The organism is Corallococcus sp. EGB (assembly GCF_019968905.1).
Classification (GTDB): Bacteria; Myxococcota; Myxococcia; order Myxococcales; family Myxococcaceae; genus Corallococcus.
This window is the reverse complement of the sequence record NZ_CP079946.1, coordinates 2844738-2857815: the sequence shown is the minus strand read 5'-3', so window position 1 is coordinate 2857815 and position 13078 is coordinate 2844738. Positions and strand designations below refer to the sequence as shown.

The 13078-nt window shown below is 73.6% G+C and carries 10 protein-coding genes; 6 read left to right on the top strand and 4 right to left on the bottom strand.

What is annotated here, in order from left to right; all coding sequences use genetic code 11:
• The first annotated feature begins 58 nt into the window (after positions 1-58).
• From KYK13_RS12210 to KYK13_RS12195, 4 genes are all read left to right on the top strand, one after another.
• Positions 59-2671: a penicillin-binding protein 1A gene (locus tag KYK13_RS12210; protein ID WP_223644256.1), complete on the top strand. Its 2613-nt coding sequence runs from the start codon at positions 59-61 to the stop codon at positions 2669-2671.
• The gene (locus KYK13_RS12205) at positions 2668-4020 is read left to right on the top strand and encodes a VCBS repeat-containing protein (protein WP_223644254.1); all 1353 of its coding nucleotides are present in this window, start codon (positions 2668-2670) and stop codon (positions 4018-4020) included. The genes KYK13_RS12210 and KYK13_RS12205 overlap by 4 nt, the downstream gene beginning before the upstream one ends.
• A gap of 185 nt (positions 4021-4205) precedes the next feature.
• A complete protein-coding gene (locus tag KYK13_RS12200) occupies positions 4206-5573 on the top strand; it encodes an ABC transporter substrate-binding protein (protein ID WP_370645413.1) in 1368 nt (455 codons plus the stop codon).
• Positions 5574-5628: 55 nt separating this feature from the next.
• Positions 5629-7278, top strand: coding sequence for an ATP-binding protein (locus KYK13_RS12195; protein WP_223644250.1), 1650 nt, complete (start codon positions 5629-5631; stop codon positions 7276-7278).
• Positions 7279-7369: 91 nt separating this feature from the next.
• Here KYK13_RS12195 and KYK13_RS12190 read toward each other — a convergent pair whose 3' ends face one another.
• Positions 7370-9466, bottom strand: coding sequence for an MXAN_5187 family protein (locus tag KYK13_RS12190; RefSeq protein WP_223644248.1), 2097 nt, complete (start codon positions 9464-9466; stop codon positions 7370-7372).
• Between the two features lie 156 nt (positions 9467-9622).
• Positions 9623-9982: a ribosome hibernation-promoting factor, HPF/YfiA family gene (gene hpf / locus KYK13_RS12185; protein ID WP_223644246.1), complete on the bottom strand. Its 360-nt coding sequence runs from the start codon at positions 9980-9982 to the stop codon at positions 9623-9625.
• A gap of 159 nt (positions 9983-10141) precedes the next feature.
• Between hpf and KYK13_RS12180 the strand changes: the two genes are divergently transcribed.
• Entirely contained in the window at positions 10142-10504 is a 363-nt protein-coding gene (locus tag KYK13_RS12180; protein ID WP_223644244.1) for a response regulator, read from the top strand.
• 76 nt (positions 10505-10580) lie between these two features.
• Positions 10581-11042 carry a DUF2007 domain-containing protein gene (locus tag KYK13_RS12175; RefSeq protein ID WP_223644242.1) on the top strand — a complete coding sequence of 154 codons (462 nt, stop codon included), beginning with the start codon at positions 10581-10583 and terminating at the stop codon, positions 11040-11042.
• A 10-nt stretch (positions 11043-11052) separates the two neighbouring features.
• On the opposite strand, the gene KYK13_RS12170 is transcribed toward KYK13_RS12175, so the two are convergent.
• Together KYK13_RS12170 and KYK13_RS12165 are read right to left on the bottom strand one after the other, a co-directional pair.
• On the bottom strand, positions 11053-12018 hold the full coding sequence (locus tag KYK13_RS12170) for an N-acetylmuramoyl-L-alanine amidase-like domain-containing protein (protein WP_223644240.1): 966 nt from the start codon (positions 12016-12018) through the stop codon (positions 11053-11055).
• The gene (locus tag KYK13_RS12165) at positions 12015-12998 is read right to left on the bottom strand and encodes a HEAT repeat domain-containing protein (protein ID WP_223644238.1); all 984 of its coding nucleotides are present in this window, start codon (positions 12996-12998) and stop codon (positions 12015-12017) included. Before KYK13_RS12165 ends, KYK13_RS12170 begins: the two co-directional genes overlap by 4 nt.
• Positions 12999-13078: the final 80 nt, after the last annotated feature.

Below are 13078 nucleotides of genomic sequence, written 5' to 3'. Positions count from 1 at the left end.
GGTCTAACCTCCAGTCCTTCACCCCGCCTTCACGAGCGTCATGACTCCGGCCCGACCGATGCCTCCTCCCTCCGAGCCCCTCCCCCCGGCCCCGACCGGAGCCCCTCCGCCCCAGAAGGGCGGCTTCGGCGCCGCGGTGTGGCGTTGGACGAAGCGGCTCCTGGTGCTGGGCGTGGTGGGGCTGGTGCTCGTCATTGGCGTGTGCGTGGGCGCGTACGTCTACTTCAGCCGCGACCTGCCCTCCGTGGAGTCGCTGCGCCACTACCAGCCGCCGCAGGTGACGAAGGTGACGTGCGCGGACGGCTCCATCTGCGCGGAGTACGCGCTGGAGCGCCGCACGCTCATCCGCATCGAGGACCTGCCGCCGCACGTGCGCAACGCCTTCCTCGCCGCGGAGGACGCGGACTTCTACAAGCACGAGGGCCTGGACCCCTTCGGCATCCTGCGCGCGGGCGTGAAGAACCTCATCCCCGGCAGCCGCAAGTCCGGCGCGTCCACGCTCACGCAGCAGGTGGTGAAGAACATGCTGCTCACGCCGGAGCGCAGCCTCACCCGCAAGATCCGCGAGTGGATCCTCACCCCGCGCCTGGAGCAGGCGCTCACCAAGGATCAGATCCTCAGCCTCTACATCAACGGCGTGTACTTCGGGCAGCGCCGCTACGGCCTGGAGGAGGCCGCGCTCTTCTACTTCGGCAAGCACGCGAAGGACCTGTCCGTGGGCGAGGCCGCCGTGCTCGCGGGCACCGTGCAGCAACCCCACCGCATCAACCCGGTGACGAACATCACCCGCGCCAAGGCGCGCCAGCGCTACGTGCTGGAGCAGATGGCCGGCCAGGGCTTCGTGCCCCGCGCGGTGGTGGACGCGGAGAAGGAGAGGCCCATCGTGCTCGCGCCGCGCAAGGTGGTGAGCACGGGCGCGTACTACGCGGAGGAGATCCGCCGCACGCTGATTGAGCGCTACGGCGAGAAGATGGTGATGGAGGGCGGCCTGCGCGTGGACATCGCGCTCGTGCCCAAGCTCCAGGCCGCCGCCGAGCAGGCCGTGCGCGACGGCCTGGAGGCGCTGGACCGCCGCCAGGGCTACCGGGGCGCGCTTGGCAAGCTGGACGAGGCCCAGTGGAAGCGCTACCGCGAGCTCATCGTCCAGCGCATCGACGAGGCCGGCCGCCGGCAGAAGGACCAGGGTCATGTCGCGGACCTGGCGCCGCTCGCGCAGCCCGTCGCCGCGGCGCCGGCCAGGCCCCCCACCGCGCCGGAAGCCGAAGGCGCCGAGGAGGCTCGCCCCGCCGCCCTGGCCGCGGACACGGACGCGGAGGAGGAAGAGGCCCGGTCGCCGGAGCGCGAGCGCGTGGGCCAGGTCATCCTCAAGCCGATGGAGGAGGGGCTGCGCCTCACCGGCTACGTCCTGGAGGTGGACCCCAAGCGCAACGTGGCGCGCGTGGACCTGGTGGGCCGCACCGCGGAGGTGTCCTTCGACTCCGTCACCTGGGCGCGGCAGAAGGGCAAGAAGGCCCCCAAGGACATCACGGACGTGTTCACGCCCGGGGAGCTGGTGTTCGTGCGCGTGCTCAAGGCGCCCCCGGCCCCGGCCTTCGTGGAGGCCACGTTGGATCAGGTGCCCCTGGTGCAGGGCGGGCTCGTGGTCATCAACCCGGCCAACCGCAACGTGGTGGCCATGGTGGGCGGCTATGACGCGGAGCGCTCGTCGTTCAACCGCGCCACGCAGGCGAAGCGGCAGCCGGGGTCGTCCTTCAAGCCCTTCATCTACGGCGCGGCGCTCGCGAGCGGGCGCTTCACCCCGCTCTCCACCGTGAACGACGCGCCGGAGTCCATCCGCGACCCGTACACGGGCAAGACGTGGCGGCCCAAGAACTTCGACGGGCGCTTCGAGGGCCCCATGACGCTGCGCACGGCGCTGAGCAAGTCGAAGAACACCGTGTCCGTGCGCCTCATCGAGGCCGTCACGCCCGCGACCGCCATCGACTTCGCGCGCCGCGCGGGCATCCGCTCCCAGATGCCGGAGAACCTCACGCTCGCGCTGGGCACCGGAGAGGTGACGATGCTGGAGGCCGTGAACGCGTACGCCACGCTCCAGGCCAACGGCCGCTACGCGGAGCCGCTGACGCTGCTGCGCGTGCGCGACGCGAAGGGCACGGTGCTGGAGGAGCACCAGCCGGCCTTCGAGGAGACGCTGCCTCCGGCGGTGGCGTACCTCACCACGTCGCTGATGCGCAGCGTGGTGGAGGACGGCTCGGCGCGCGCGGTGCGGGAGCTGAACCGTCCGGCCGCGGGCAAGACGGGCACCACCAACGAGTCCAAGGACACGTGGTTCAACGGCTACACGATGGACTGGGTGGCCAGCGCGTGGGTGGGCTTCGACGACAACACGCCCCTGGGCAGCAGCGAGACGGGCGGCCGGGCCGCGCTGCCCATCTGGCTCAACTTCATGCGCGTGGCCGAAGAGGGCCTGCCCGCGCGCGACTTCGAGGTGCCCCCGGGGGTCACCCAGGTGCGCATCGACCCTGCCACGGGGCTGCTCGCGGGCAACGCGGTTCCGGGCCGGATGGAGCCCTACCTGGAGGGCACCCAGCCCACCGCCGAGGCCCCACCGCCCGGACAGGTGACGCCGGACAACTACTTCCTGGAGGAAGGTGGCAAAAGGGGGCTGTGAGTCGCTCGCTCCTGCCGCTGTTCCTCGCGCTCGTCGTCGCCCTGCCCGCCTTCGCGGAGTCGGACGAAGGCGCGCCCCTCGCGTCCGCCCGCCTGGCCCTGGCCGTGGCGGACGCCATTCGCGGCGCGCCCGCCGAAGCGCCCGTGGCCCTCTGCCTGTCCGGAAGTTCTCCGGAGCTGCGCCGGGCGTTCGGGACGCTGCTGGCCGCCCGGCTTTCGGCGATGAACCTGGGGCCGGTGGTGCTGGACGTCCCCCCCGAGCGCGCCGAATCCGCCGCCCGCGAACAGGGAGCGCGCACGCTGGCGCGGCTCACGCTGGACGTGGAGGGCGGCGAGCTGACGGCACGGGGCGACGTGCTGGGCACCTGGGTGAACTTCTGGTCCGGCCGCACGCCCACGCGTCCTCCGAAGCCCGCCGCCGCCGTGGCCGAGGGCGTGGAGGCGGATGCCACGGCGCTGGCGCTCGCCGCGGTGGGGGCGCCGTCGCCGGGAGCGCAAGGCCCCGGACCGCAGCAGCGGCGGCCGGTGCGACTGCTGGGCGCGGTGTTCGCGAAGCTGGAGACGCCGCTGGGCGCGCTGGCGGCGGGCGACCTGGACGGCGACGGCCGCGATGAAGTGGCCGCGCTCACCGAGCACGAGGTGGTGGTGTTCAGCGCGGACGGGCGCGTGCTCGCGCGGAAGGAGCTGGAGGGCACGGCGGCCGCGGCGACGACGCGTGAAGCCTTCGGAGCGCTGGCGGTGCTGACGGGGCCCCCGAGGCTGGCGGCCTGGAGCACGCGGTACGCGCGGGGTGAGGTGCTGGTGCTGGACAAGGCGAAGGGGACGCTGCGCCCGTCGGGGACGCTGGACGCCGCGCCGCTGGGGACCGCGGAGCGCGGGGCGTTCGTGCCGGGCCAGACGGTGTTCGCGCCCGAGGTGCGGCTGGCGGACGGGCGGAGCCTCACGGTGCCCGCGCCGTTCGGCACGGCGAGCTTCGCGACGCCGCGCATGTTGTTCGTTCACGCGGACGGCACGGCGTCGCTCTACGCGCGTCCGGCGTCCGCGCCCGTGAAGCTGTCCGGCCTGGGGGCTGGCAGCGCGCTGGGAGACCTGGACGGGGACGGTGTGCCGGAGCTGCTCACCACGTCGCCTCAGCTCCAGCCGTCTCCGGACGCGCTGCGGGTGCTGTCGTTGACGACGGACGCGCCGATGGCGCACGAGCCCCTGTGGCAGGGAGCCCTCCCTCCGGGGCGGGCGCTGTACGTGGTGACGGCGGACCTGGATGGCGACAAGCGCCGCGAGGTCATCGTGGGCTCGTGGAAGCCGGACGGCTCGAGCGAGCTGTTCCTCCTGCGCCAGGGTGCACCGTGAGGAAGGCACCCGAGAAACACGAGGCCGTGCGCTCCGAGGACCTCTCGACGCGTTCGTGGCGCCGCGGCACGGGCAACCCCGGGCTCACTCCTGGCGGACGTCGCGAGTCCCTGGCGACACGCGCCACGCGGCTCCCCGGCCCGCCGGCGCGGGCAGGCCGTTCCACCGACGTCATGCGGGACTCCGTGATGATCCGCTCCTCCCTGATGGGCCTCGTTCTGCTGTCCTCCGCGCCGGCGCTGGCGGCCAGCCGTCCGCGCTACGGTGGCGAGCTGCGGGTCGCGCACTCGGGGCCGCCTGAAATCGGAGAGCCCGCGCTCGCGGACACGCCCATGGAGGCCGCGCTGCTGGGCCTGCTGACCCGTCCTGTGTGCCGCGTGGATGCCAGCGGGCCGGTGCACCCGACACAGGCGCGCGACCTGTCGCGCCCCGTGCCGCAAGCCCTGCGCGTCACGATGCCCTCCGCGGCCAGCGCGACCGCCCTGGCACGCACGTGGACGCGGCTGTCGTCCACGGAGGCGCCGTCGCCGTACCGGGCGCTCTTGTATCCGCTGCGCGGCGAGGGCCGTCAGGTGACGTCCACGGGCGCCACGCTGGACCTGGCGCTGGCCTTCCCATGGCCCGACCTGGAGCGCTCGCTGTGCCACCCGGCCCTCGCGACGCCGCCGTCGCCCGCGTCGGGCCCGTTCAGCGCCGCGGGCCGGGGTGTGCTGGAAGCGCAAGCCACCTGGCCCGAAGGCCGTCCGTACCTGGACCGGCTGGCGCTCACCGCCACGGATGAGCGGGGCCTCGCGCGGCTGTGGTCCGCGCGGCAGGTGCAGGTGGAGCTGGGCATGCCGTCCGACACCGACACCGCCACGGGCGCAGCGCTGTACGCGACCTATCTGGCGTTCTCGCCACGCAAGGTGCCCGCGGACTTCCGCCAGGCGGTGGAGAGCGCCATCGACCGCGAGGACCTCACGCGGCTGTTCGTGAAGGGGCCGGCGGTGCCCATGGCGAACCTGCTGCCGCCCGCGCTGATGCCGCAGGTGTCCAGGCCCCGCCCCAGCGCTCCTCCAGCGGGCGCGAGCCGCAAGGTGACGCTCGTCTACGACGCCGCGCTGGCGGATCAACGCGCCGTGGCCGAGCGCATCCAGGTGAAGCTGCACGACCAGGGCTACACCGTCGCGCTGGAGCCCCAGTCGCGCGCCTCGCTGCGAAGCCGTCAGGCCAGGGGCGACTTCGAGCTGATGCTCAGCGCGTACCTGCTGCCGCCCATCCCCGGCCCCGCGCTGGCGGTGGTGCTGGAGGCAGGCGGACGCCGGGACCTGCTCGGCGTGGAGCTGCCGCCCATCGGAGCCCTGACGGACGCCACGGCCCGGGATGCGAGAAGCCGCGACCGGGCCCTGGCGCTCGCCCCGTCCGTGCCCCTCATCCCGCTGTACGCGCAAGGGCTCGCCGTGCGCGCGGCGCCGGAGGTGACGGGCCTGGCGCTGGATGCCCAGGGCCTGCCGGTGCTCGAAGGAGCGTGGCTGGCTCCCGTCGAAGCCTCCGGTGGTGGGGGCCGGCCATGAGCCCCGCCACGCCGAAGCCCGGCGCCCCGCGAGCCCCCAGGAAGGACCGGCCCGCATGCGCCTGAGGACCCGGCTCGCGCTCGCCTTCGCCCTGCTCGCGCTGGTGCCGCTGGCCATCGTCGTCCCCCTGACGGTGACGCGCCTGCGCGACACGCTGTCACGCGAGCTCGACGCGCGCATGACGGCCGCCACCGCCTCCGCGCAGGAGTCCCTCGAACGCTCCGCCGCCAACGCGCGCCGCGCGGTCGAGGAGCTGGTGGAGAGCCCCGCCATGGAGGACCTCGTGCGCGACGCGCGCACGGCCCCCTTGCGCGTCATCCAGGCCAACACCGCCGAAGGCCTGATGAAGAGCCGCGGCCTCACCGTGCTCACCCTCTTCGACCGCAACGGCACCGTGCTGTCCTCGGGCCACCTGCCCGCGCGCCGCGGCGACCCGGACCCCGCCCTCTTCGCCGTGACGAAGGAGAAGTCCCCCAGGCCCGTGCCCGTGCGCGTGGACGTGCGCGGCGACGCGGGCCTCCGCCAGGTCCCCGCCCTCGTCACCGCGCGGCCCGTGGACTACGGCGACGTGCGCCTGTGGGCCGTGGGCGGCGTGGTGCTGGACGACGGGCTCGCCCAGCACCTGGCCCGCCTCACCCAATCCGACGTGACGCTCCTGTCCGGCGACACCCAGGTCGCGCACGCGGGCAGCGCGGCCCCGCCCACCGTGGAGCAGGTGCTGCCCCTGGGCGACGCCGCCTCCGTGCGCCTCACCTTCAGCCGCGCCGCCGCGCGCGAGGCCGAAGAGGGCGTCATGCGCGCGTTCCTCCTGCTCGCCGGCCTGGGCCTGGGCTTCGCCGCGCTGCTGGGCCTCCTGGTGTCGCGCTGGATGACGCGGCCCGTGGAGGCCCTCACCTCCGGCGCCCGCCGCGTCGCGGAAGGCGCGCTCGACGTCCAGGTGACGTCCCGCGCCACCGGCGAGGTGGGCGAGCTGGTCCGGACGTTCAACCACATGACGTCCGAGCTGAAGAACACCACCGAGCGGCTCATGGCCACCGAGCGCATCGCCGCGTGGCAGGAGGTCGCCCGGCGGCTGGCGCATGAAATCAAGAACCCCCTCACCCCCATCCGCATGTCGCTGGAGACGCTGATGGCCGCGCACGAGGCGCGCCACCCCAGCTTCCCCACCCTCTTCAAGGACAGCGCGGGCGTGGTGCTGGAGGAGGTGGAGCGGCTGCGGCGCATCGTGGACGAGTTCAGCCGCTTCGCGCGCCTGCCCAAGCCCCAGCTCGCGCCGGTGGACCTGGGCGAGCTGGCCCAGGGCGTCCTGTCGCTGTACGCCGCGCCCCCCGAGGGCATCCGGTTCGAGCCCGCGCTCCAGGCGGGCGTGGTGGCCCGCGCGGACCGCGACCAGCTCACCCAGGTGCTCGTCAACCTGGTGAAGAACGCCGAGGAGGCCATGGCCGGCAAGGGCGGCGCGCTGCGCGTGCGAGTGAAGGGCACCGACGCGGACGCCATCGTCGAGGTGGAGGACGAGGGCCCCGGCATCCCCCTGGAGCACCGCGCCCGCGTCTTCGAGCCCTACTTCACCACCAAGGACGGAGGCACCGGCCTGGGGCTCGCCATCGCCGCGCGCATCCTCCAGGAGCACGGCGGCCGGCTGGAGGTGGGCGGAGAGCCGGGCCACGGCGCCCGCTTCAGCGTCGTCCTTCCCCGCGCGAGCTGACGGGACAACCCCTCAGCCCCACGCAAGAAGGCCCGGCACCTCGCGAAGAGGTCCCGGGCCTTCGGGCGTCGCACGGCGCGGCGCGCTTGCGTCAGTCCTTGACGGGCGTCGCCTTGAGGGCGGCCTTGCCCTCCTTCACGTAGACCTGGAAGCGCACCGTCTTGCACGCGTACTTCGTGACGAGCTGCTCCTTGTTCTTGCGCAGCTTCTGCACGAACTTGTCGTACGTCAGGCCGTCCGCCTGCTCACCGCAGCGCTCGCGCGTGGTGACGAACTCGCGGAAGACGTCCTGGAAGTGCTGCTCCTCCGACAGCGCCGCCGCCGCGGCGGAGTTGACGCCCGGCATGGGCAGCGGCACCGCCTGCGGCCCGTTGGAGCGCGGCGCCGGCATGGGGATGGCCTCCGACGTGGGCCGGGTGCTGGCCTGGAGCAGCTCGCGCGGAATCGCCGCCACGCGCGTCGTCTCCGGAGACTCCGGCTCGGAGGACTGCGCCGCCGCCAGCGCGAATGGATTGGCCGCCTGCTGGAGCGAGTACGCCGCCGTGGGCTGATCCTCGAAGGCGAACGCGCCATGGCGAGGCGCCGCCGGGGCGATGGGCTCGGCCGAGGGGGCCGGGTGGTCGAAGGGCATCGCGCCGCCCTGCGCGTACCCCGGAGGCGGCGCGAACGGCTCCGCGGCCGGCGGCGGATGGGCCGCGGGCGGAGACGGGAACGGGAAGGACTCCACCCCGGCGAACGGATCCGCGGCCGGCGGCGCCCCGAACGGCGACGGCGCGGCGGCCTGGGGCGGAGGCATGGCGAACGGATCCGCCAGCGGCGCGGCCTGGGGCGGGGGCATGGCGAACGGATCCGCGGCCGGAGCGCCCGGGAACGGGAACGCGTCCGCGCTCGCGAACGGATCCGCGGCCGGCGGCGGCGCCGAGGCGAACGGGTTGGACACCGGCTCCACGTGCGCGGCCGACGCGAACGGGTTGGACACCGGCTCCGCGTGCGCCGGGGGCGCGAACGGATCCGCGGCCACGGGCGCCACGGCGGCCGGAGCCGGCGGCGACGTGGTGCTCACGGGCTGGGGCGCGGGCTGCGCGGCGGGCGCGGACTGCTGCGCGGCCATCGCCGCGGACCAGCCCAGCGTGTCCGAACCGCCCGTCACGGCCTCCTCGCTGGAGTCCTTCCTGCCGCCGCCCATCAGCGCCATCCAGATGAGGCTCAGCACGAACAGGCCCGCGAGCCCGAGCAGCGCGGTGCTCTGGTACGCGGCCAGCGGGGCCAGCGTCGCCGCCGTGCCCGCGATGACCACGACTTCATACGGCGTGCCCGCCAGCGCCTGGCGCGAGCCCACGAACAGCGGCGCCTGGCCGCCCATCGCGTCGCCGTTGGTGAAGGCGGGCAGCTGCACCGGGCCCAGCGCCTGGAGCGAACCCGTCTCCAGCACCGCGTCCTTCGCGCCCGCGGTCAGCCGGGGCAGCGAGCCCTCCAGCCGCGCCTTCTCCGCGCCCGCGCCGCCCACCACCTTGTCACCCTGCACGAGCCCCACCGCGGCCGCGCCGGACGCATCCACCGCGCCCTGCAGCGCCGCGTCCGCGGCCAGGGGCGCGCCCACCACCAGCGTCACCGCCGGCGCGGGGGTCCCCTCACCGCTCCACGCGAGCGGCACGGACGCGAACACGTGCGGCGCCCCGAAGGCGTCCACCACGGACGTGCCCGCCTTGGCGAGCGCCGCGACGTCCAACGCGGCCGTGTCCGAGGAGGGCTCCGCGCCCGCGCGCGCATGGAAGCTCGCGTCGCCGGCCACCACCGCCACCACCGCGCCCTGGAGCTCCGGGGGCAGGCTGGCCTGCGCGGCCGTGCGCAGCGCGCCAAAACGTTCAGCAGTGAGCGGCAGCAGCCCCGCCGGCTCCTCCGCGTCCCGCGAACCGGAGCGGTCGCGCGAGGACTTCGCCACCGGCGCCGGGTGCAGCGCGCTCACGGCGGCGGCCAACTGGGGGCTGGCGGCGAGCTTCAGCGCCAGGGTTTGCACTTCCGCGCGGCGTGCCTCCACGCGACGCGCGACCTCGCCGGTGCCCGAGGAGGCCTGGAGTGACGCACCTTCCACCGCGCGCGCACGCTGCGGCGCCGACAACGTCGGGAGGTGAGCCAGGCCCAGTCCGAGGACCAGGAGCGCGAACAGCAGGAACTTGAGGCGGACCATCGCCGTCCTTTAGCCCAGGGGTGAGGGGTCCGCTTATAGCGTCCACCGTTCGACCCCAGCAAGGAACTGGCCCGAAGGAACCCGGGGGCCGGACGCCTGGCTGGCATCCGGAATTCCCGGGCCCTTCGGTCTGTCACCCCGTGATGCAGCCGGACGCTAGTAGGTCGACGCGTCCGCGTTCAGGTCGTACGGCAGACCGTTCGTCTTCGCCTCGCGGCGGCGCTCCACCGCGCGCTTGATGGCCTTCTCCAGACGGTCACGCGTCGCGTCGATGGCCTGGAACAGCGTCTCCGACGTCTCCGTCACGTGCACCGCTTCCAATCCCGCCAGGCGCACCGTGACGCGGCATTCCTTGTCCACGCCGCCCTTGGGCCCGTTGATGTCCACGAGCGCGATTTCGATTTCGGATGCCTCGTCCTCGGCGAAACGCTCGATATGGGCCACCAGGTGCGTGTCCACATACTGCTTCAGGTTGTCCGTCAGCCCCAGATGCACTCCCCGCAGCTGCACCTTCATGGATTCACCTCCGGGGACAAACATGAGCAGTCCCCCGCCCGCCCGTGAGGGGCCGCCGCAAGCCCTCCCGCTCGCCCTCCCCGGAAGCAGCCGACCGGACATCATCCCGCCCGGGACGCGTTGGACGAATCCCGCGGGGCGGTGGGTTGCCCTAGTCGCATGGATGGCGAACGAATCAAGGTCCTGCTGGTGGAGGACGACGGGGACAGCCGCGAGCTGCTGGCGGAGCTCCTCGAGGACGACTTCGAGGTCACCACCGCGTCGGATGGCGAGGCGGGACTGAGGGCGTTCGAGGACACGCACCCCGACGTCGTGGTGACGGATGAATCCCTGCCCGGAATGAACGGCACGGCGCTGGCGCAGCAGGTGAAGGAGCGAGAGCCCAACGCCCGCGTCGTCCTGGTCTCCGGCTATGCGCAGGTGGAGGGCGCGGACTACTGCGACGCCGTGTTGCGCAAGCCCATTGACGTGGAGCGCCTCAGCCGCATGGTGGGCGAGCTGGGGGACGCGGCACGGCACTGAGAATGTTTCGCGCGGGCGCCGCCTGCCATCCGCGCGAGCCGTTCCTAACATTCCAGCCATCGGCCAGGAGGGCCCCATGAGGTACTGCGCACGGTGTGGCTCGGAGTATCAGGACAGTGTCGTGGACTGCACGGATTGCCCCAACCACCCACCGCTCGTGTCCGCGGAGGAGATGCACGAGCGCGGGCTGCCCCTGCCCCACGAGTTGGATCAGCGCCGCTTCGTGCGGGCGGGCATCGCGGACGACCCCGTGACGGCGCAGATCTTCGCGGACGTGCTGGACGAGCACCTCATCCCGTTCATCGTGCGCCCCGGGCGCTCGGGCGTGGTGGACGAGCTGACCACGGGCAACCTGCTGCCCTGGTGGGAGCTGTTGGTGCCGGACACCCGGCAGGCCGACGCCGCGAGGATCCTGGAGGAGGAGAAGCTCCAGGAGCGCACCTACGCGGACGAGGCCAGCCGCGCGGCGGAGGAAGAGGAGCTCGAGGACGAGCGCTCGCGCCAAGCGGCGGTGGACAGCGCGCCCCCGGCCCTCTAGCCGCCCATCGTCAGGGCGCGCCGACGGTCGCGCTGCTGTCGGCGGTCGCGGGCGGCGGGCCGAGCGTTGCGGGCGGACGCCGGGCCTCGAAGAGGCTCACGCCCGTGACCTTCCATTTGTCGTAGCGCGCGTTGCGGGCGAGGAACGTCTCCAGGTCCTCGTCCACCACGCGGTTGTAGCCGCCCTTGGACGCGTGGCGCAGGTACGGGCGCTTCTTCTTCTGCACCAGGAAGCCCAGGTGGGTGATCCGCGTGGCCTTCAGGGGCAGGTCCTCGCGCATCACCACGAGGATGGTGCCGGACGCCACGCCGCGCGCGTGCTCGAGCACCTTGTCCAACGGAATCATGTCCAGCGTGTAGGTGCCCACGGGCTGGCGCTCGCGGGGCAGCTGCAGGGCCATGGACGACTTCGACTGCCAGGTGCGCGCGGTGAGCGTCTTGGTGACGGTGACGGTGTCCTCCTTCGCGTACTTGCGCGTCACGTCCACCAGGAGGCCCTTCTTGATGTTGTTGGGCAGCCACTGCGCTTCCATCAGGTGGTTGCGGTCCTCGTACGTGGGCGTGCTCGCGTAGCGGATCCGCTCCAACAGCGCCGGCACCTCCGGCTCGCCGTGCGCCATGCCCAGGGCCAGCGTCTCCTCCACGAAGGTGAGGCAGTCCACCGCGTCCAGGCGGAAGGTGGGGTCCGGGTCCACGCCCTGCCCCTCCCCCAGCGGCGACAGGACGTAGGGCGTGTTGAGGAACCTCTCGCTCATGCCCAGCAGCCGCTCGGCGAGCGGCGCATCGGCCCTGTCCGCGATGAGGGCCGCGCGCTGCTCGGGCGTGAGCCCGCTCCAGCCGTTCTCGCGCGCGGGCGGCGTCGCGGTGGCCGAGGACGGATGCGCGGGCGCGGCGAGGGACGCGGGCACCGCGGGCACGGCCGGCTTCGCGGGGGCCTGGGACAAGAGCGCGAGCGCGCAGACACCCCACGGGCTCACGGCGTCACCCCGGCCTTGCGCAGGATGGCCTTGCGGCGGTCATCCGCGAGCTGGAGCGTCTCCAGTTCCTTCTCGTAGGCGAGCTTCTCATCGCCCTTCGCGTTCCACGACGCGAGCACCAGCCAGTCCAGCGACGCGGCGTCGCCGCCCTGGTACAGCACGCGCGCGGCGGTGGCGGCCACGGTGCGGTCCGCGTCCTTCAGCAGCGGCGACAGCACGGGGCTGGCCTTCTTCGCCGGCACGCCCTCGAAGAGCACCAGCCCCTGGCGGCGCACGAACTTGTCGCTGTTGCCCAGGAGCTTCTGCGCGAAGGCGAAGCCCTCGGGCGCGCCCAGCCGGCACAGGCCCCGGGCCGCGGCGAAGCGCGTGCTCTCCGAACCGCTGTCCAGGTACGCCTTGAGCGCGGCCTTCTGCTTCGCGTCACCGCTCGAGCCCGCGGCCTCCAGCAGCGCCGCGCGGACCTCCAGGTCCTGTTCATCCTTCGCGGCGGCCATCAGCGGCTTGCCCACCTTGGGGTTTCGGGCCGCCCCCAGGGCCCTCGCGGCCTCGCGGCGCACGCCGCTGCTCTTGTCCTGGAGCAGCGGCAGCACGGCGGCGGTGTTGCGGCTGCCCAGCCGGGCCAGCCCCTGCGCCGCGTACATGCGGACGGTGCTGTCGTCATCCGACGCCAGCTTCACCAGCGTGGCCTCTCCCGTGCGCGCGCCCAGGGACGCCAGGAGCGCCACCAGGTTGCGGCGGATGCGCTCGTCGTAGGTGGTGCGCAGCATGGGGCCAATCTCCTCGGCCGCGTAGGCCTCCTCGCGCAGGAAGCGCAGGCGGGAGGTGGCGGGGGGCACGGCGGCGCCGTTGGCCACCTGGGCGAGGACGGTGTCCGCCTCCGCGCGGCCCTGGGCCTTCTTGGACGCGGCCCCCGGTCCGGCGAGGCCGGTCAGGGGCAACAGCAGCACGACGAGCAGGGCACGGACGGACGGTGGACGCACAAGGGCCGGATGGTCGCAAGCACGGCCCCTGTCGTCAAAGTCCACCCTCCTGCCCGGCCCCCTGCTCCACGCCCACCGCG